This is a genomic window from Veillonella sp. 3627 (genome assembly GCF_003992195.1).
Classification (GTDB): Bacteria; Bacillota; Negativicutes; order Veillonellales; family Veillonellaceae; genus F0422.
Genome location: NZ_RQVG01000011.1, coordinates 1 through 22,120, shown reverse-complemented (window position 1 = coordinate 22,120; position 22,120 = coordinate 1). Strand labels below are relative to the sequence as shown.

Here is a 22,120-nt window from a genome sequence, read left to right as displayed (position 1 = left end):
TTATGGATAGACTTACATTAGTAGGATTGGTCTTTGACCATCGCTATGAAGTACAGCAAAAAATAGGTGTTGGCGGCATGGCCGACGTATATCTTGGAAAAGATACATTGTTAGGAAGACCTGTGGCCATTAAAATTTTGCATCAAAATTTTGGTAGTGATCAAGATTTTGTGGCTCGGTTTAAGCGAGAAGCGCAAGCTGCTGGTAAATTAAATCATCCCAATGTTGTTAGTATGTATGATGTAGGCTTTGATCAAGGCTTTCATTACATTATTATGGAATATGTATCTGGATGTACATTGAAAGAGTATATTCAACATCATGGTAATCAAGTATCTGTGCAAGAGGCTGTAAAAATAGTAGTAGCTATTGCAGAGGGCTTGGAGCATGCACACATGATGGGCATAGTACATTGTGATATAAAACCGCATAATATTTTAATTACAGATTCTGGCCGTATCAAAGTAACTGACTTTGGCATTGCTCGTGCAATTAATACAGCAGCTACGATGATGTATACAAATTCAGTAATGGGATCAGCTCATTATATTTCTCCAGAACAAGCTAGTGGAAAAAGTATTAATGTGAGTACAGATATTTATTCATTAGGGGTTGTGCTTTATGAATTATTAACGGGAGAAGTTCCTTTTAGAGGAGAGACACCAGTTAGTGTAGCCTTACAACATGTACGTGATCGAGTATTGGCACCACGTATTAAGAATCCACAGATTCCAGCACAGTTAGAGCAAGTTGTTTTGACAGCATTAGAAAAAGAACCTGGTAAGAGATTTGGTTCTATTTCTGAGATGATTCAAGCTTTACGGATGTCTTTAGGTTATCGTGGTAGTACTTCGACACGACCATTACAGCATGACTTTGCTACACAAGTATTACCTCCTATGGAGACAGACACTATGGAAGATGAGGCTGATTCACAAGAAGGAATATTGGCAAAACTTGGAAACTTACCACAAAAATATGTCATTGGTGGTGCTGTTTTTGCCTTTTTGCTTGCCTTTTTATGGGCCTTCTTGAGTTTTGGTAACTTTTGGAGTAATTCCACAGTAGATGTGCCAAACGTGGTGGGCAAACAATTAAGTGTGGCTACACGATTGTTGGAAGAACGACATCTTCGAGTCTCTAGTTCAGAGGTAACTAACTCTGATGTACCTGCAGGGCAGGTTATTTCACAGAGTCCTGAGCCAGGTGAAACAGTAAAAGAACAACGGATGGTTCATTTGGTGGTTAGTAAAGGTGCTGGTGATATAACAATACCAGATCTACAAGGGATGAGTTTTGATCAGGCAAGAGAAAAGTTGAAAGCCTTAGGCCTATCAATTGGTAAGATATCCTATGTAAGTGACACTAGTAAAGATGATGGAGTTATTATTAGTCAAGGCTTACAGCCAGGCGGTAAAGCCTCTAAAAATGCAACCGTAGATATTACGATTAATGAAACAAAATCTACCATGGTAGAGATACCTAATGTAGTGGGTATGACAATTAAAGAAGCTAAAGAAGCATTGGGAAATTTAGGATTAAGCATTAGTAAAATAGCAGGCTCTAATGAGGATTCTGCAATTGTAATTGAAGTGAGCCCAGCACCAGGATCTTCCGTAAAACGTGATGAAAGTATTTCTCTAGTAGGGCAAGCAAAAGATGCCAAAAAAGATACTACTAATAGTAAACAAAATGGTACTACAAAAGGTGTAGTAGATATAACCGTACCAAATGGACGTGCCTCCCAGCATATCAAGCTAGTGGTTATTGATGACGATGGCGGTCGTGTTGTCTATGATGGTACAAATGCGCCTGGAGATCGTATTGTGAAAAGTGTATCAGGATCTGGAAATGTACGCGTACAGGTGTACTTAAACAATGCATTAGTGCAAGAACAATCCTTATAGGAGAGACTATGGAACAAGGTGTTGTAATTAAAAATATGAATGGCTACTTTTATGTGCAGACTCCAAATGGAGATGTGCATGAATGTAAAGTGCGTGGTCGATTAAAAAAAGAACGATATTCCCTTTTAGTAGGTGATTCAGTGACAATTACAGAAGATTCTTGGATTGATACGATTGAACCACGAAGAAATTCTTTGCGTAGACCAGCCATTGCCAATATTGACCAAGTCATTGTAGTGGTAGCAGCTAGAGAGCCAGATATTCATCCTCTATTATTGGATCGTTTATTAGTGATGATTCATCATAGTCATATTCCTCCAGTACTAGTGATTAATAAATATGATTTGCATACAGAAGATACGATGAAACTGAAATCTATCTATGAAAATATCGGTTACACTGTACTCTGCACGTCCACATATACTGGTGAAGGGATTGAGGAGTTACGCCATGTATTACATGGTAAAATCAGTGCCTTTGCCGGCCCTTCTGGCGTAGGTAAAAGTAGTTTGCTAAATGCAGTAGATCCGAATTTTGCCTTTCAAACAGGGGCTGTTAGCGATAAGATTAAACGTGGTCGCCATACGACGCGCCATGCCTCTTTATACAGCTTGGATGAAAGTTCCTTTATCATGGATACACCAGGATTTTCAGCTCTAGAGCATACAGGGATGACTGTAGAAGAGTTAGTGCATACATTCCCTGAGTTTGGTGACCATGATAGGGGATGCAAGTTTAGTCCTTGTTCCCATAGTCATGAACCTATTTGTTCTGTGAAAGATGCCTTAGCTAATAGGCAGATTAGTGAGCAACGATACCAATCCTATTTGACGATTAAATCAGAACTTGAAGATCAAAGGAGACGATAAGATGATTCAAATTGCCCCATCTATGTTATCGGCAGATTTTTCTAATTTGCGAGAAGATATTCGTACTATCGAAGAAGGTGGTGCTGACTTATTACATATTGATGTGATGGATGGACATTTTGTGCCAAACCTAACATTTGGTGCTCCTGTGGTAAAAGCATTGCGTCCACATACGAAATTGCCTTTTGATGTACATTTAATGGTAGAAAATCCAGGTGATTATGTAGAAGAGTATGCCAAGATAGGTGTGGAGTATTTCACCTTTCATTGGGAAGCTGTGCCACATGCGCATCGTTTGATTCAAGCTATCAAAGCAACTGGTATGAAAGCAGGCGTTTCTTTAAATCCATCTACGCCAGTTTCCTTACTGGAAGATATTGCAGAAGATTTAGATTTAATTTTAATTATGAGTGTAAATCCAGGATTTGGCGGCCAATCGTTTATTCATAATGCAGTAAAAAAAGTAAAGCAAGCTCGAGAACTATTGGACTCGGTAGGCAATACAAAAGCTGTTGTAGAAGTAGATGGTGGTATTAACTTGGAAACAGCTCCATTAGTGCGTGAAGCAGGGGCTACTCTATTAGTAGCTGGTTCTGCTGTATTCGGAGCAGAAGATAGAGCGATGATGATTGCCAGATTACGAGGCTAAGATGATTCGAGTAGGTACAGATATCATAGAAATTCATCGTATGGAACAAGCGATTGAACGGGATACTTTTTTACAACGAATATTTACAGAATACGAACGAAACTATGCGTGGGGACGTAACAAACAAGCAGCAGCATCCTTTGCGGGCATCTTTGCGGCGAAAGAAGCTTGTGTAAAAGCCTTGGGGACAGGATTTCGCCACGGTTCTTGGCAGGATATTGAGATTACTCACGATGCATGGGGGGCACCTGTCCTTACTTGTACAGGCTATTTTGGACAACAAATGAAAGCCTTAGGATATGAAACGATGCAAGTTTCTATTAGTCATTGTCGTGAATATGCTACGAGTACTGTCATTGTATATTAGAGGATAGACCTATGCGACTTTTAACTCCAAAGCAAGTTAACATAGTAGATCAATATATTGAAAGTTTAGGACTTCCAGTATCTCATTTAATGGAACAAGCGGGACGATCTGTTTTTGAGGTAGTATATAGATACATACAAGAAATAAAGAGGCCAAAGGGAGTTTTATTTCTTTGTGGCATTGGCAATAACGGTGGTGATGCCTTAGTGGCAGCACGATTGTTAAGAGAAGTGCCTGAAGTGACGCCCTATGTTGTTGTGTGTGGGAATCCAGACGAAGGATCTCCTTTGTTTCAACAACAATGGAAGGTGGTACATACTCTAGAAGATACGATTACGATTGTGACTGATGAGATGATGCAGTCTAATGGAAATCTAATACCCTCCCATATATTACGGGATGTGAGTATTGTGGTAGATGGTGTGTTTGGTACAGGCTTTCACGGTGTATTGCCAGAACAGATAGCATCTATTTTTGAACAATGTAAAGCATGGCGTTCTAACAGTGAGATACGAACATGTATTGCTATCGATATTCCTAGTGGTGTAAATGGCTTAACAGGAAATGCCGATGTATCCTCATTCAGAGCAGATGAAACGATTACATTATTAGCTCCTAAAGTGGGAATGCTTATGTATCCAGGGCGACAATATGTAGGGAAAATGACCGTAGGCAGTATTGGATATCCTTTTCCCCATCATGCCTTAGGGGAGTCTGATCATAATTGGTCCGAAATCTATTGGAACAATGCAGATTCCTTGTATGTAGAGCCTCGTTCTCCCATTGCCCATAAAGGGACCAATGGACATGTTTATATTGTCGGTGGTTCTCCGGGAGTTTATGGGGCTCCCATATTAAGTGCTGAAGGAGCTTTACGTAGTGGAGCTGGAAAGGTCACTATACTGTCTGGTACAAATGAGTTAGATGCGTTGCGTTCCTTGAGTCGCCCTGAAATGATGATTCGTGATTGTAACAATGTAGAACAACTAGATGGGAATAGCACAGTAGTCATTGGCCCTGGTGGTGGCAGGAGTAATACTGATAGGAAACATTTACTTCAATGGATGCAATCTGTTACAGATAGCCACATGGTACTTGATGCAGATGGTCTCATAGCGATTTCTAATGATGTATCATTATTAAAACAGTGCTCGTATACATTAGGTAAAAAAGGGCATGCCGTTGTAGTAACACCGCATTTAGGTGAATTTTCAGCTCTTACAGGAAAAAGTATAGGAGAGCTTAACAAAGATCCCATTGGATATGCTAGTGCCTTTGCGAAAGAGTACAATGTATATGTAGTGCTTAAAGGACAACCAACGATTCTGGCTAACCCAGCTGGCAGAGTATATCTAACGACAACTGGTAACCCATATATGGGAACTGGGGGCATGGGTGATGTATTAGCTGGTGTGATTGGTTCTCTGTTGAATCAAGAGCAGGATCCAATGAATGCTATTAATGTTGCTGTGTATGCCCATAGTCGAGCCGGAGATATAGCACTCGATGATTGTGGTCCAGGATTTACTCCTACAGAAGTGGCACAGCGAATTGGTCGAGTATTACCCTCTATGGATGGATATGTGCGAATGATACCTCTGTGATAATACGTAGAAATTAGAAAGTACTTCAAAATGAAAAAATCAATATATAAATATCTACTCTTGTTAGGTGTGTTGGTAGTATCACTACTTAGTCTATTGGGCTGTGGAAAAGAACTTTCACAGGCGAATGCAAATGTTGCAAAGACAGAGGTCAGTCAATCTACGCAAGCACCAACTGGTACTATGAAGGTCCATGTACTGGATATCGGACAAGGAGATGCAATTTTACTCCAAATTGGTGATAGATTTTCCATGATTGATACAGGCGATATTGAACATAGACCACAGGTGGTCGCCTTATTAAAAAAATATGGTGTGAAAGAATTAGAAAATGTCATTTTGACACATCCTCATGCGGACCATATTGGCGGTTTCTATGCTATTGCCAAAGCAATCCCGATTAAACATGTCTATGATAATGGCATCGATATCGATAGTGGTACCTATAGAACCTATTTAAAAATGATAGAGACAAAACAGATTCATCGTGAAACACTTCATAAAGGTGATCTTTTAGACTTAGGAAATGGCGCTTATTTTGAGGTCTATGCCCCTTGGAAAGGGGAAGTGATGGCTGACAAAAAAGGTGAAGTTCATCAAAATAATAACTCCATTGTAGGTAAGCTGACATTTGGTAAGTTTTCTATGCTTATGACTGGTGACGCGGAAAAAGAAGAAGAAGCACGTCTTATTAAAGAGCAAAATACAAAAATGTCTAGTAAAGTCTTAAAAGTGGGACACCATGGTAGTAATGGTTCTAGTCAAAAAGATTTTATTCGTTCTGTTCGACCAGAAGCAGCTGTTATTTCTGCAGGTTTACATAATTCTTATGGACATCCTGGTGAGAAAGCTATGGCACGTTTATTGGAGGAACATGTAGATATCTATCGTACAGATACGATGGGGACTGTTACCATTCGGACAAATGGTACAGACTATGATATCCAACGAGAACGATAATAGAGTGTATTATATAAGGGTCTAAATTAGGGGAGGTATAGAAATGAAAAACATTTTAATTGTAACAGGTCATACCCACGAAGAAAATTCTGTGGCAAACAAAGAGATTCTCGCGTTGCTTAAAGAAAAATATCCTAAGGCTGAGTTTGATCGTTTGGAAGTGCTCTACGGAGATTACAAGATCAATGTAGAAGCAGAACGTGAAAAGCTGCTGTGGGCAGATACGATTGTGATACAGTCTCCTCTATTTTGGTATTCTTTAACATCGCTGATTATGAGATGGTTTGAAGAAGTGTTTGCTTATGGTTGGGCCTATGGAGCAGATACCTATGCAGTAGCCGGTAAGGATATGGTTGTTGGTCTTACCGCCGCTTGTGGTAATGATGAATATGCGTTGTATGGTGATAAAGGCATTACCATTGATGAAATATTTAAAACCTGTGAAGCTACTTGTAAGTTCTGTAAAATGAATTTTAAAGGTGGTGTTTTCACTGGCAATATGCTGTATACAGGTGAAGATGCACAGCTACAAGTGATTCATAGACAAGCAAAAGAACACTGTGAGCAATTAGTTCAGTATATAGACGCTTAAGTGCACCATAGGGTACATACTATTGCGATATACTAGATACGGTGTATAATTTATATTACTAAGACAGTCATTGATACAGGAATGAGGAACATGAATATAATTGTAACAGGCGGTGCCGGTTTCATTGGATCACATCTAGTAGACAGATTGATTCAAGAGGGACATCGTGTACTTGTCATTGACAATTTAAGCAGTGGATTGCGGACATTTGTGAATGAACAAGCTGAATTTTTAGAATTGGATATACGAGATAAAAAGATACATGACGTGTTTGAAGACTTTCAACCGGACTATGTATTTCATGAGGCAGCGCAAACAGTAGTAGCAGAATCCATGGTACATCCAACAGAAGATTGTGATATCAATCTAATGGGACTATTGAATTTATTACAAGCCTCAGTTAAAGTGGGAGTAAAAAAATTCCTTATGCCATCCTCTGCTGCTGTATATGGTGATTTAGAGGTATTACCTCTTACAGAAGAATTGGCAGGAGTGCCTCGTTCTTGCTATGGATTGACAAAATTAACTACGGAAGGCTATTTGCGTATTTACCAAGAATCTTTTGGATTATCTTATATTTGCTATCGCTATTCTAATGTATATGGACCACGTCAAGGAAATGGTGGTGAAGGTGGCGTTGTTAGCATTTTCTGCGAACATGTGGCGAATGGTGAATCCATCAAAATTTTTGGTGATGGAGAACAAACACGTGACTTTGTCTATGTAGATGACGTAGTAGAAGCAAATATATTGGGATTGAATAATGATGTAACAGGTGTCATCAATGTGAGTACAGAAACTGGAATTTCTGTGAATGATTTAATCGACACATTAGAAGATATTGCTGGCACTACGGTAACACGTTATTATGAAGAACCGCGCATTGGTGATATTAAACATTCTTTATTGAGTACTGCAAAAGCAAAACAATCTTTAGGGTATATGCCGAAATGGACATTACAAAAAGGACTGGAAAATACCTATCACTATGTGAAAGATAATAGATAACATCATAAGAGCTTTGCGAAGGCAAAGCTCTTTGTTATTGAGGAGGAACTATGCAAATTAATGCAGCTGTACTAGAAGTGTTTGACTTTACGTCGTCTATGTCGGCCTATTCAGATCATCATATGGATATTACTGAACCAGAGATACAAAGCTATCTTGAAATGCATGTAATGAAAGCGTTACAAGACCCTGGAACTAGAACTGGTTATATCTCGGACCAAACCCCATGGGGGAGAAAGATTAAACAATTGGAGAATCAAGAAGTAAGCCTTGTAGAGTTTGGTAAAGAACTAGGTGAGACTTTATTTATCTATATGGCACAAGCAATGGACCCTTGTGTACTAGATATGATTGTCTGTGAAGCACAAGGAGAGCAAGCTTACCTTTGTGTTCTTCTTTGTAAAGCCCATGATGGATATACTCACCAATTATATTCAGAAGAGGATGGTTCATTAGCAACAAAATTAGTAGAGCATAGAGTCGTATTACCAACAGTGACACAAAAACTATATGCTTTTGCAAGTATTAAACTTTCTGATTTATCCATTCGTCTCTTTGAGCCGAAAGGAGAATATGATGGAGAGAAAATGCACTTCTTGGAAGAACGAATCTTTCAGGTTACCACGAATCCGTCTTCTAAAGATACAGTGAAAAAAGTACGTACAGTGGTAGATCGAATTTCTAAAGCTCATGAGCAAGATGGTGTGGCAGCTATGGCTAAAACAAAAGAATTACTAGCTAAGAATGCAGAAGTTTCTGATACATTAGAAGCACGACATATTATTGAGCAAGTGTTTAGTACGAACCCCATTCAGCGAGAAGCAGCTATGAAAGAGCTAGCAGAAGAAGATTTACTTGAACCATTGCCAGTGAGTCGGACCTATGCTACAAAAGTGGGGAAGCAACATAAAATTAAAACAGATACTGGTATTGAACTTTCATTTCCAGTAGAATATATGAATGATCGTGAGTTTATAGAAATTTCAACGAATGAAAATGGTACCTTGCGCATTGAATTAAAAAATATTTCAAAGATTACCAACAAATAGGGGGTCTAATGAGTAAAAAAGGACATAAAAAAACAAATGCATTACGCATACTAGATACTCACCATATTGACTATGAAGTGTTCACCTACGAATGGTCTGAAGAACGCGGAGCTGGTATACATGTTGCTGAATCTTTGCATATTCCGCCTGAACAAGTGTTTAAAACATTGGTTGGGAAAGGCAATGTAACAGGTCATGTAGTATTCTGTATTCCTGTAGAAGGGGAACTAGATATGAAACAAGCCGCACGAGTGAGTGGAAATAAATCGGTAGAATTGATTGCGGTAAAAGACTTATTACCGTTAACAGGATACTTACGTGGCGGTTGCTCTCCATTAGGGATGAAAAAAGCATTTCCTACCTATTTTGATGATAGCATTACATCCATTCCTATGGTCTATGTCAGTGCAGGACTTAGAGGGATGCAAGTACAGGTTAATCCACAAGCATTAGTAGATGTAGTAGGTGGCACGATAGCGCCACTGACAATGGGGTAAGTATGGCAAAGAAGTATTATGCTGTTCGAGTAGGGCACAATCCAGGAATCTACGTGACATGGTCTGACTGTGAAGTGCAAGTAAAAGGATTTCCTGGTGCGCAGTATAAGTCATTCCCTACAGAAGCAGAAGCAAAAGCCTATATGGGCTCTATCGATTTACCTAAGAGTGCAGGGATTAAACCGACTAGAACTGATACAAAGAAAACATCTGCTAGTGCGTCTAAAGGTATGAGCGTAGGTGAATATCTTAAAACACAGACTGATAACATAAGTCAAATCGTAGAATCAGATCCTTGTGAAATTCGTGCTTTTATCGACGGCAGTTTTGATAAGCGAAAAGGTGTGGTTGGCTCTGGAGGGGTTATTCTTCTTGGTGCAGAAGAAGTAGAATTTTCTCTTTCGAGTACAGAACCGAATCATGTGGCCTATTGGAATGTGTCTGGGGAATTATTAGCAGCACTTCATGTAGTGGATTATGCATTAGACCATGGGTATACATCATGCTCTCTCTATTATGATTATATGGGCATTGAAATGTGGGCTACAGGTAGATGGAAAACAAATAATCCATTAACAACTAACTATGCGAAACGAATGAAAGAAGCTAGCAAAAAACTTCGTATCGATTTTCATAAGGTAAAAGCTCACTCTGGTATCGCCTATAACGACCGTGCAGATGCATTAGCAAAGAAAGGAACGCTACTAAAATAACACTGGTAGGAAATTTCTCATAAAATTCCTTTAATCTCTCCATGATTTGATGTACAATAAAAGTACGATTACAATCATACTGTACATAGGAGGAAACTATGAAACGGATTCAATTAGACTCTGGTTTTGTTTATGATTATACAAATATGATGTTACCTGGTGGGGTGACGGAAGCAGATGTAACAAACTTAGGCACTGCCATTTCTGATGCCTTAGCAGCAGCGGAAGAAACTCGTCATCATGGTATTGTAAAAGGCCATCTGTCCAAGGATGGAGAGCCTGAATTAGTACTTTTTCCACAATTGCCGTATGTAGTGGAAGGACATATTAATAATCCTACTGTGATGGCTAGATTAGATGCTTTAAGAAATAAGAAAGTAAGCACTGTAGTAAGCTTTGGTATTGGTGGTTCTTTCCTAGGTGGAAAAGTATTATTTGACGTACATTGTGGGGAGTTTTGGAACTCCATGAGCGATGAAGAACGTAATTACCGTCCACGTATGTATTTCAGTGGTAATAATGTTGACCCTGTACGTACCCAAGAATTAATTAAGCAATTACAAAGAGAATGGAAAGGGCAACAATTTTTAGAAGACCATGCCCATGTACCTAATGAGTATAAAGTGCTATTGGTGCTAATTTCTAAATCTGGTTCTACTATTGAACCAATGACAAACTTCATGATTGTGAAAGAAGCTCTAGAAGTAGCAATGATTAATTATGAAGTACTAGTTGTAACAGATCCTAGAGATGATGAAAAAGAAACGTTATTGCATAAATTAGCCGTTGCAGAAGGTTGGGGAGACTCCATCTTCGCTGTACCTGATGGCATTGGTGGTCGTTTCTCTGTGTTCTCAGAAGTAGGATTAGTAATCGGTGCTTTATTAGGATTTGACATTCATGATTATTTAGATGGGGCTAAAGTAGCAGATATAGCAGCTCAAGAACAAGATGTATGGAAGAATCCAGCCTTGTTAAGTGCTGTGTTAAAATATATTGGCTCTGAACAATATGGTCGTCATATTGAAGTGTTTATGCCTTATGCAGATCGTTTGAAATCTTTATCTGAATGGTATGTACAATTATTAGCGGAATCCTTAGGTAAAGAGAAAGATGATAAATCTGGACACTATGGTCGTACTCCAATTGTAGCGGTGGGTACTACAGACATGCATGCCCAAACACAGGAACATCAAGAAGGACGCTACGATAAAGTTGTATCTTTTGTAGATGTAGAAAATTGGCATGTGAATCTAACAGTGCCACATATGTATGACCAATATAGTAAACTTGAAGCCTTAGCAGGTCTTGACTTAGGATTTATCAATCGTGCTGCCTTGGCATCCAATGCAGAGTCCTTAGCAAGCGATGGACGATTTAATGGAACCTACCAAGTTCCAACGATGAATGCCTTCCATTTGGGAGAATTGATGTTTACTATGTGCTGGGCCATCTACTTTGAAGGACAATTGGCAGGGGTGGATGCTTTCAATCAACCAGGTGTAGAAGTATATAAAAAATTATTAGGACCTAAACTTTCAAAAGCATAGGAGAAGTAAGAATGAATATTTTAGTAACAGGTGGCGCTGGGTATATTGGTAGCCATACAGTACGTGCCTTATTAGGAGCAGGTCATCAAGTGGTGATTGTAGATAATTTATCTCGAGGCCATAAGGAGTCGATTCCTGCAGGAGTACCATTCTATGAAATGGATATTACAGACCCTGCATTAGGTGAGGTTCTGGATACGCATAAAATTGATGGCATTATGCACTTTGCAGCACACTCTCAAGTTGGGGAATCTATGGTAAATCCATCCATCTATTATGAAAATAATGTAGTAGGTTCTTACCGCTTAGTAGAAACAGCTCGTAAACATGGCGTAAATCGATTAGTATTCTCCTCTACGGCAGCTGTCTATGGTGAACCAGAAGTAGTACCTATTACAGAAGATGCGAAATGGAATCCTACCAATGTGTATGGTCGCACAAAATTGATGATTGAAGATATGCTACGTGACTATAGCAAAATTTATGGATTTAAATTTGTAGCACTACGTTATTTTAATGCAGCAGGTGCCGATCCATCTGGTGAAATTGGTGAAGATCATACACCAGAAACACATCTAATCCCACTTATTATTGATGCAGCTTTGGGTAAGCGTGAATCCATCACTGTATTTGGTACAGATTATGATACTGCGGATGGTACATGCGTACGTGATTACGTGCATGTAAATGATTTAGCTTCTGCTCATATTCTAGCTATGGAATATCTGTATAATGGTGGAGAATCAGACGTATTTAACTTAGGTTCAGGTAATGGTTTTAGTGTAAATGAAATCGTAGCTGCTACTAAAGAAGTGACAGGTGTAGATTTCCGCGTTGATTACGGGGAACGTCGTGCTGGGGATCCAGGTACATTAATTGCATCTTCTAAAAAAATTCATGCTAAACTTGGTTGGACACCTGTACATAGTACAGTACAAGAAGTGATTCGTGATGCTTGGAATTGGCATCAACTACATCCAAAAGGATATTAATCGTATATAGGAGGGCATGATGAACGTATCATCTGTGAAAGACCTCTACAACCAAATAGAAAGATATATACGTACACACGGTCGTCTCGTTTTCGGGGCGACCGTTTTATTGTGCCTTATTTGCTATCTAGGTTGGAGAGAGTCCGCATGGTCGGAGGTTGAACAATTAGAAAGTCCTATACAGTCACATCGTGAAAGTGATGCATTAGGAAAAAATAAAAAAGGAAAATTTGAAGATTCTTCAGAAACACTTACTCATACATCTGAAAAAGGTGAGAAAAAATATAGGGGAAAGAAACATGAAAAAAAGAGAGAATCCCTAGAAGGAGAGACAGATAAGGGGAAACTTGTCTTTCCAATACGGAATGTAGTACGACCCTATCCTTTACTAGATACGTTTTCAAAGGAATTGTCTGTAGTTACTCCAACATCGGTACTAAGTGCAGATAGAAGCAACATGGACAATATGAACAGGAAAGGAAAAGGTAATAAACATAGTATGGAAGGATACGCTGTACATACCTATGGCAATGATAATGGTAGAAACACGCATGCGAGACATGAGGTAGGGCATGTAAAAGAGATGCAAGTACAACTGTTGGGAATTATACAAGGAGAGGTACCTGTAGCTGTGTTAGATATTAATGGAAATACTCATACTGTGTATGAAGGAGATGTAGTTGATGAGGTACAGGTGCATACGATTCGTGATACAAAGGTACAAGTTCAAGTAAACAGTTCTGTTCAATGGATAGAATAAAGGAAGGGTAAAAAATATGTTGAGTAAGAAGTAGAAACATAAAGGAAGGAGATACATATGTGGATTAAAACAGTAAATTATTTTAAAAGGAATGTAGCAATCCATATCCATCAAGCTATCTATCGCTGGGGAATAGCCTATGCGGTGATAATGATAGTTTTAGGAATTTTCCCTGCAGAGGCAGTACATATTATGGCTAAAGATATGCCTTTACGAACATTGGTGCAAACCATAGCTAGGACGGAGAAACTTTCAGTAGTAGGATTAGATACATTAGAGGGGAAGGTTACTTTAGAAGTACAAGAAAATTCAGGACAAGAGGCCATTACTAAGTTGGGATCACAGTTAGGTTTTTTAGTCTATGAAGAAGGTGGTACCTTCATTGTAGAGGGGCGCCATGAAGAAAAAGAACGTCGACATGTGCGTCGAATCGTAGCGGAGATAGGAACGCCTGAGGAATTGAGCAATCTGATTCTGTCTGTAGTACCTAAAGAACATGTACAAGTGATGCCAAGCACGAATGAAGTGATTTATTATGGAACGGTTCATGAAATTTTAGAAGTAGAAAAATTACTACGATCTTGGCATGCTACACCAAAACAAGTACAGTTAGATGTGGCGGTATTGGCAATGGAAAAAGGCTATGCTAAAGAACTAGGGATACAATGGTCATTTCCTGGATTACAAAGTTCAGGGCTTTCCATGCATGGAAAATCTGAATCAGGTGTGGAAGGAAATGTTCATATCGGTCATATGCCTAAGGGCACATCGTATTCGTTTTTAGCGCACCCTACAGTATCTGCTAAAGAAGGAAGTAGTCGTATGGCATTGATTGCAAGACCTAGTATTGTAGCTCTTAATGGAGAGGAAGCAAGCATACTTATTGGTGAACGCGTGCCGGTGACAGTAGAATCTATTCAAAATGGTGTCACGAGAACCAGTATTCGCTATGAAGAGGCGGGTATTCGGTTATTATGCAAACCTTATGTATTACAGGGGAATCACATTGATACTATTGTGGAAGCTGAAGTGAGTAACCCTACTTTGGTCCCTGAAATGAAAGCTTATCGCATTACCACAAGGCAAGCGAAAACAAGAGTGCGCATACCTGATGGAGAAACATTGGTCATTGGTGGATTGATGGATCGACGTACCGTGCGACAATGGCAAAAAGTACCTATTTTGGGAGATATTCCTTTGATTGGGAAACTATTTCAACATAGTCGTAAAACAAAAGATGAAGTAGAATTATATATTTTAGTGACCGCTAGGGTAATTCAGTAAATAAGAAAGGCAAAATACCATATATACGCATTCACTATTCCAAAAATCCTTTTATGTATGATATGATGAAAGCATAGAACATATCAGGTTTTTGGGATATGGTCGTTATATAATAGGGGTATTGATATGAAAAAAGAAAGAAAAGAACTCTTAACGTTATGGATTACGTTGTCTTTGCAATTAGGAACCTATGCAGCACAGGGCATTATAAGTCACGAAGTAATGGTGGACAATAGTCAGGCTGTTCCCATTATACAGATTGCAAGTCCGACCCATGGTGTATCCCATAATCGGTATGAGTCCTTTTCTACAGATACGGGGGCTATTTTTAACAATGCCACTACACCTACAGTTAGTACTCAGATTGGTCCTGTAAATGCAAACCCTAACTTACGAGAGTCTGCCAACCTTATTGTCAATGAAGTAGTAGGGACTTCTACATCCCAGTTAGCAGGAACTTTTGAAGTAGCAGGACAGCCTGCGGATGTGGTCATTGCCAATCCCAACGGGATTTCTATCAAAGGAGTTCATTTTATTAACACCCCAAAAGCCACGCTTACTACAGGTGTCCCACACATGGTAGATGGTCAGTTAGAAAACTTTACCATTGAGAAAGGAAAGATTGATGTAACAGGGGCTATCAATGCACCTACGGAACATAGTGGAGCTAACTCATATACCCCTATTTCAAAGGTCGATTTACTGGCAAAGACGATTCGTATCAATGCAGATGTGGTGGCACAAGATTCTATTCGAGCTATCACAGGACGTAATATAGTGAATTATGCGGATGGAACTGTAACAGCTAAGGAATCTGGTGGAAATACCTCTACAGGTGTTGCCTTAGATGTAGGGGCTCTTGGTGGTATGTATGGAAATACCATTTCTTTAATCGGTACAGAATCTGGATTAGGTGTTAATATCAGTGGCTCTATCGATGCCATAGCGGGGAACCTACATATTGATACAGCGGGAAATCTCACCATTGAACAAGGTGGTTCACAGCAAGAGCCTACAAGTATTCACAGTGCCAAAAAAGTAGTGATTCGTAGCCAAGACTTTCATAATCGTGGCACCCTTGTGAGTGATGAAACAGTGACAATACAAAGCGGTACACTTACCAACGATGGGAACCTACAAGGAAAACAGATTGAGGCGAATGTGACCAATCTTCGTGGACAGGGAGTGATTTCCAGTGCGGAGAATATAACAATCCAAGGTATAGACTCTATTGTGTATCAAGGCGGCATACGCTCTCAGTCTGGGGATATCACTGTACGTGGGAAACAGGTAGAAGTAGATCGAAACCATATACAAGTAGTATCTAAAGATAAACTGCATATAGAATCGCAAACACCTAATCCTGAAATACCTGTAGATAGCTCAAAACCAGCTTTAGAGAACCCTTTACATACACCGACCATACAACCTATCCCTCATATACCTAACAAGGTGGTGGTAGAGGATACACAAGAAGAGTTACCTATTGTTGTAGATACGAATAGTCCCAAGAATCGCCAACCTATCTTAGATACGACGAGGAATGGCATAGATATCCTACACATTGCTGGTGTTGATGGAAACGGTGTTTCTCACAATGCATATACACAGTTTAATGTGAAAGACCGAGGCCTTATTCTCAATAATGCTACGAAATACACAAAAACTCAGTTAGCTGGTTACATTGATAAAAATATGTTCTTAGCTGGGAATGGTGCTAAGACAATCATCAATGAAGTTACCTCTACGAACCCATCTACTTTAAAGGGATATATAGAAGTGGCAGGGAATCCAGCGGATGTAGTCATTGTGAACCCAAATGGTATGACCGTCAACGGATTTGGTGTGATCAATGGCACTCATATGACCCTGCAAGGGAAAGATTATATAGACATCGTAGGAAAGGGCTATGGGGGACAGCAGATAGATAGTACTTTCATCACTGACCATCTACGTAACCGCCGCAGTGAACTATGGGGCCATCACCTTCGTATTGACACAGATACCTTAGAGAATACAGGAAATATAGCAGCAGAGACTATGCATATATCTGCCAAAACTATGCACAATGCGGGTTTTGTAGAAAGTAAAGATACTCTCCAATTTGCTGGAAATGAGCTTGTACAAGATAAGGGAATTATGAAGGCGAATCAGAATGTACATATCTCAGCGCATCATATCCGAAATAGCAATTCTTCTGTATTAGAAGCTGGTACTAGTGTGCATATCACGGGAGATACCTTACAGAACGATGCGTCCCATGTGGTCAGTCATGGTGTGATGCACTTAGGCGTAGGCAATTTAGAAAACACAAACATAGGGGCAATCATTGCAGAAGATACCCTACAGATACAAGGGAATACCTTTGCTAATACGAAAGGCATTCTCTTTGCAAAAAACGATGCAGAGATAGATATGAAAGAAGATGTGACGAATACAGATGGGTTGTGGCATGTGTTAGGTAATTTGCGTGCGCAAGGTCGCCACATTCGGAATATCAACAGCAAAGGTTCTTACTTTGGTTCAGACATCTATGTAAAAGGTAATGCCTATGTATTGGGAAAAGAGAGCTTTGAAAATAGGTCATCAGATGTCATTGTCAAAGGTGATCTCACTATCACAGCCCCTAAAATACAAAACCATAAGGATGTGTTTAAGACGGGGTGGACCATTTCAGAAGAAGATAAGTATGAGGGCATACCGCATCTAGACCAGCCTAACTATTATGAGGCAGATAGAAAATACCATAGAACGATTCATACAGGAACCATAGAAGAGGAAACCGCCACATCTAGAATACTGAGCGATGGTACAATTCACATTACAGGGCAAGATGTGCAAAATACATATAGCCAGATTATGGCGAAGGATGGCTTACAGGTTACGGCAGATTCCATTACCAACACAGGATATCAAGGGACGGTTCACTACGATGATATAGGCCGAGATAGACATTACTGGAAGTATAAACAGAAAAAACGCTGGTGGAAACGTAAAAAGTGGGTCTATGGACATACAGATATTCCCTATGAACATCACGAGAGCTTTGATGCTGAAAGTAGTCCATCTAGTGAACGTATTGCTGTATTAGGCAGTCATGGAACTACGAGCATCCAGTCTAATGCATTTACCAATACAACACTTGAGGCAGATGGAACAGCTTATGCCATACGAGATAAAAAGGTTGAAACTGCGGTGGCACCTACAGATGTTTCTAAATTAGTGACCCCTGTGTTGGAACCATCAAAACAACTCTACATGACGAGGGAGCCCCTTGCCGTTGCCAAGATAGAAGAGAACCCATTATATACAGATAAAAAGCAATTTTTGTCTAGTGACTATATGGTCGCTAGATTACAAGCAGACCCAGAACGAGTGTACAATCGATTACGCAATGGATATGAAGATCAAGAAATAGCGAAAGAAGAACTCCGTCAAAGTGGTCATACCCTTACGAAATATACAGGTCATGATCAGTCTTTACTTTCAGGGATACCTAATAGCATGTTACAAGCGGGAGATTTGCGCAAAGATGGTAGTATCGTCTTAGGTAAAGACGTGAAAATAACAAGCCAAAAACTATATAATACTGGCAGCATACAAGCTAAGGACTCTCTGTCCATTACAGGAAATCATGTCCGAAACCTCAGTGGGTCTATGAATGGCAATCTAGTGTCTATACGAACAGATATGTTAGAAAATACTTCGGGTCGTATACATGGTAAAGATGGTGTTCATATAGAAGGAAAGGATATCCGTAATGAAACGCAAATAATGACTAACAGTTCATTTGGATATCAACAAGATACAGCGCATGGAAATGCTAGTATCACTAGTGAAGGTAGTATCCATATCCAAGGGGATTCCATACGCTCTGTAGGCGCTACTATACAGGGTAGTAATACAGTGAATCTCGCAGGGAAAGATATACAACTCTCTGCCCGGACCTTACAAAATCGTTATATAGGTAGCGGAGTGACCCTAGAGTCCACTAAGTACCTAGGAAGTACCGTACAAGGACATACGGTACAAGTGCAAGGAGGAGAGATCACGTTACAAGGCTCTCGCATGATAGGACACACAGTGGACCTTACAGGGAACTCTCTAACCCTTACGAATGTAACAGATAGAACTTTGTCAGATGTAGCTGTGGGTGCTAGAGGTAGTGACTATTTCAACCGTAAGATGGTTATAGAAGAACAGAATCTAGGAGCTACCATTGAAGGTGATACCGGTGTGAAGGTGCGTATGGATAACAATGTATCCATGAAAGCAAGTACCATACATAGTAAAACGGGCCTTGTAGATGTACAAGCAGATCGAGTATCTATTGCACATGGTACTGAGCGTCATGAAACACTATCTGAGATACATCAAAAAGATAGAGGGTTCTTATCATCTACCACAAGGGATACCTATGACCATAGACGTACAGATACGGTAGTGGGCTCTACTATTTCAAGTGGTATTGTTAAGGTAGATGGTAAACAAGACGTACTAGTCAAAGCCAGCCATATAGTGGGGGATGCAGATGTTACGGTTACGAGTGCAGGTAATTTGACCATCACATCAGCACAGGAAGAATCTGGTGCCACTCATCGTGAGGAAGTACGTAAATCGGGTATTTTTGGTAATGGCGGTCTTAGCCTTACCATTGGTACACAAAAACAAACAGATACTTACGATGCTAAGAGCAGTGTAGCTAAAGGCAGCGTGATTGGAAGTCGCTTTGGTTCTGTCACCTTAGGTGCTACAGGATCTACACAAGTAGAAGCCAGTGATGTAGCATCGAAAGGGGATATTCAGGTTCAAGGATCTGGTGTGACAATACGTAATGGTTATACCACATCCCATACAGAAGAAACACATAGATTTTCTAAAACGGGGCTTACTCTTTCTTTGTCGAATCGCTTAGTAGATACCACAACCAATGCAGTGGGTACACTGACACGAGCACATATGGTGAAAGACGAGCGATTAAAAGCTCTATTAGCCTACAAAACCTATGATGATGCCAAGACATCTTTAGAAAAATCTAAACTGAAAGACCAAGCCAAGAGTTTACACCTCAATCTATCTTTAGGCACAGAACGAAGCGAAGCCTCTACTCATGTAGACAGCAAGATAGCAAAAGCATCGACGGTTGTGTCCGATGGACATATTCGTGTTACCACTAAGAAGGAGGATCTCCGCATAGAAGGAAGCGATGTACAAGGCAAGGACATTACCTTAGACTCGTCAAAAAGTATCTATGTGAAAGGCAAAGAAACGACCTCTAAGATGACACAGAGTATGAAGCAGAAACAAGGCTCCTTAGGTATTTCATATGATGTATTACAACACCGATTCTCCGATATATCTGTCAATGCCAGTGGCAGTAAAGGAAATATAGCTGGTACAGATATAGTCCATGACCCTACGAAGATACGTGCAACGAATACCCTTGCACTAACTACAAAACAGGATGTACACATCAAAGATGGTGTTCTTAAAGGGGAGGCTATCCAAGCAAATATTGGTGGTAACTTAGAGATTCACTCTGTACAGGATACACATGATTATACAGACCATACTACATCTGGTGGCATGAGTCTTAGCCTATCTAAAAAGGGAGCATTCAAATCATTACAAAGTTCTTTACAACGGACTGATATAGATAGCAAATACACCTCTGTGATCCACCAATCTGGACTCTATGCAGGAAGTACAGGATTCAACATATCCGTAGGCAACACAACTACATTAGAAGGAGCTCTCTTAGCTAGTCGTACAGATACGAATACACTGAAAACAAAATATCTAGTTATGAAGGATATGGAGAATAGGGCGAAGTATACCTATGGGTCTAAGGGAGTATCATATCTATCTGACGTACAATACAGGAAGTCTTTGCAACACATGAGAGATAGAAAAAATGCTATACTCACAGATAAAAATCTTAGCATTCCAGCTAAGATAAAATACTTACAACAGTTGAATCAAGATAATGACTATACAAGCCACCTCAAGTATGTTAATAGCTTGCATAATCAAGTAGGCCTATTACCAAATATGATGCCTGGTGAAAGAAAAGAAGCTTACAGTGTGACAAAATCTGCTATTGCACCTGGAATGATTGATGTAGAGAACTTTAAGATGGATGTGAGTCAAATTAATAGAGATATTAATCACAGCCTTCAAGCATTGGATACTATTTTCAACAAACAAGACATACAAGAACGACAAGAACTAACTAAATTATTTAACAAATATGCCAATGAAGCTATTCATCATATCTCTGATATGGCAGGTTGGAAGGAAGGTTCATCAGAAAAGGTAGCATTACATGCCATAGTAGGCAATATAAGTGCTAATATGGTGAATGGTAATATACGTGTAGGCACTGCAGCTGGCGGACTATCTGAACTCCTAGCACCAGCTATATTAGAAGCATCTAATGGCGATCCAGCAAAAGCACAATGGCTAGCATATGCTTTGGGATATGCCATAGATAAGCTTGCTGGAGGAACGGGAGAGCTAGGTGGAAGCATCAGTCATTATGGGGTTAAGTGGAATTTATTATTAAATGAACATGCAAAAGCTATACGGCAGAAAAGATATGAAAACTTTATTGATACCTTTAAGGGGCAATATATAGAAATGGAACGTAAAGGTAATCCTTATGGTGAGAAGACTATCAACCAAGCAGAAAATGACTTGTGGAATATGTACCATTTGAATAAAAAAGCAAATATATTCCCACAAGCGACAGAACTGTTAGGGTTATTTATGGAACCAGAAAATAATCAAGATATTATAGAAAAATCTGAAGAGATTTTACCAGGATTTCCTTTATATGTTTTAAATGAGAACTCTAAAGTACATCAATATCTTGCAAATAACGATGGACTGAATAAAGAAATAATTTCTAAGACTATGTCGAATTCTTATATGCATAACTTAGAACAAGTAACATATGAAGGGACTATTTCTTTTTATAGGAAAGGAGTCGATGAAGCTTTAGCCTATGGAACAGCAAGTTATATAGCGACATATCAAATTGATGGAGATTTGGTTTATGGAAAAATTACCATTATAGATAATTGGGATCATGATATAGATGAATCTAAATATTGGTTCTTGAAAGATGCATATATTTTACAGCAGTCAAAAAGGAAAAAAATTTTTGCCTATAAAACAACCTATGATGTGGCATATAAAATTGATGAACTTATGTTTATTGGGTGATGAAGAATGCGAAAAATATGTATGTGGTTTTTAATAATTGTCGGAATACTAGGGCCACTCTATCTATATATCAATATTCACCGGTATGTGAC

At 39.4% G+C, this 22,120-nt stretch carries 16 protein-coding genes; all 16 read left to right on the top strand.

The window, feature by feature from the left end; all coding sequences use genetic code 11:
- The first annotated feature begins 2 nt into the window (after positions 1-2).
- The gene (gene pknB / locus EO114_RS06505) at positions 3-1,907 is read left to right on the top strand and encodes a Stk1 family PASTA domain-containing Ser/Thr kinase (RefSeq protein ID WP_127062217.1); all 1,905 of its coding nucleotides are present in this window, start codon (positions 3-5) and stop codon (positions 1,905-1,907) included.
- Positions 1,908-1,915: 8 nt separating this feature from the next.
- Positions 1,916-2,776 carry a ribosome small subunit-dependent GTPase A gene (gene rsgA / locus EO114_RS06500; RefSeq protein WP_126940751.1) on the top strand — a complete coding sequence of 287 codons (861 nt, stop codon included), beginning with the start codon at positions 1,916-1,918 and terminating at the stop codon, positions 2,774-2,776.
- A gap of 1 nt (position 2,777) precedes the next feature.
- Positions 2,778-3,425, top strand: a complete 648-nt coding sequence (rpe, locus tag EO114_RS06495; protein WP_062402431.1) for a ribulose-phosphate 3-epimerase — start codon at positions 2,778-2,780, stop codon at positions 3,423-3,425.
- A 4-nt stretch (positions 3,426-3,429) separates the two neighbouring features.
- On the top strand, positions 3,430-3,792 hold the full coding sequence (gene acpS / locus EO114_RS06490; protein ID WP_164723793.1) for a holo-ACP synthase: 363 nt from the start codon (positions 3,430-3,432) through the stop codon (positions 3,790-3,792).
- Between the two features lie 11 nt (positions 3,793-3,803).
- On the top strand, positions 3,804-5,396 hold the full coding sequence (locus EO114_RS06485) for an NAD(P)H-hydrate dehydratase (RefSeq protein ID WP_127062213.1): 1,593 nt from the start codon (positions 3,804-3,806) through the stop codon (positions 5,394-5,396).
- A gap of 30 nt (positions 5,397-5,426) precedes the next feature.
- Positions 5,427-6,356, top strand: coding sequence for a ComEC/Rec2 family competence protein (locus EO114_RS06480; protein WP_127062211.1), 930 nt, complete (start codon positions 5,427-5,429; stop codon positions 6,354-6,356).
- A gap of 43 nt (positions 6,357-6,399) precedes the next feature.
- Positions 6,400-6,948, top strand: a complete 549-nt coding sequence (locus tag EO114_RS06475) for an NAD(P)H-dependent oxidoreductase (protein ID WP_127062208.1) — start codon at positions 6,400-6,402, stop codon at positions 6,946-6,948.
- A gap of 90 nt (positions 6,949-7,038) precedes the next feature.
- Complete coding sequence (locus EO114_RS06470) at positions 7,039-7,956, top strand: NAD-dependent epimerase/dehydratase family protein (protein WP_127062205.1); 918 nt, start codon at positions 7,039-7,041, stop codon at positions 7,954-7,956.
- 50 nt (positions 7,957-8,006) lie between these two features.
- The gene (locus tag EO114_RS06465) at positions 8,007-9,005 is read left to right on the top strand and encodes a nucleoid-associated protein (RefSeq protein WP_127062202.1); all 999 of its coding nucleotides are present in this window, start codon (positions 8,007-8,009) and stop codon (positions 9,003-9,005) included.
- Between the two features lie 8 nt (positions 9,006-9,013).
- Entirely contained in the window at positions 9,014-9,502 is a 489-nt protein-coding gene (gene ybaK / locus EO114_RS06460) for a Cys-tRNA(Pro) deacylase (protein ID WP_127010845.1), read from the top strand.
- 2 nt (positions 9,503-9,504) lie between these two features.
- Positions 9,505-10,215: a viroplasmin family protein gene (locus EO114_RS06455; protein WP_127062200.1), complete on the top strand. Its 711-nt coding sequence runs from the start codon at positions 9,505-9,507 to the stop codon at positions 10,213-10,215.
- A 98-nt stretch (positions 10,216-10,313) separates the two neighbouring features.
- Positions 10,314-11,765 carry a glucose-6-phosphate isomerase gene (locus EO114_RS06450; RefSeq protein ID WP_127062197.1) on the top strand — a complete coding sequence of 484 codons (1,452 nt, stop codon included), beginning with the start codon at positions 10,314-10,316 and terminating at the stop codon, positions 11,763-11,765.
- 11 nt (positions 11,766-11,776) lie between these two features.
- Complete coding sequence (gene galE / locus EO114_RS06445; protein WP_127062194.1) at positions 11,777-12,757, top strand: UDP-glucose 4-epimerase GalE; 981 nt, start codon at positions 11,777-11,779, stop codon at positions 12,755-12,757.
- A gap of 16 nt (positions 12,758-12,773) precedes the next feature.
- Positions 12,774-13,517, top strand: coding sequence for a hypothetical protein (locus EO114_RS06440; protein ID WP_127062192.1), 744 nt, complete (start codon positions 12,774-12,776; stop codon positions 13,515-13,517).
- A gap of 57 nt (positions 13,518-13,574) precedes the next feature.
- Positions 13,575-14,801 carry a type II secretion system protein GspD gene (locus EO114_RS06435; protein ID WP_127062190.1) on the top strand — a complete coding sequence of 409 codons (1,227 nt, stop codon included), beginning with the start codon at positions 13,575-13,577 and terminating at the stop codon, positions 14,799-14,801.
- Positions 14,802-14,927: 126 nt separating this feature from the next.
- On the top strand, positions 14,928-22,028 hold the full coding sequence (locus tag EO114_RS06430) for a filamentous hemagglutinin N-terminal domain-containing protein (protein WP_127062188.1): 7,101 nt from the start codon (positions 14,928-14,930) through the stop codon (positions 22,026-22,028).
- Positions 22,029-22,120 lie beyond the last annotated feature (92 nt).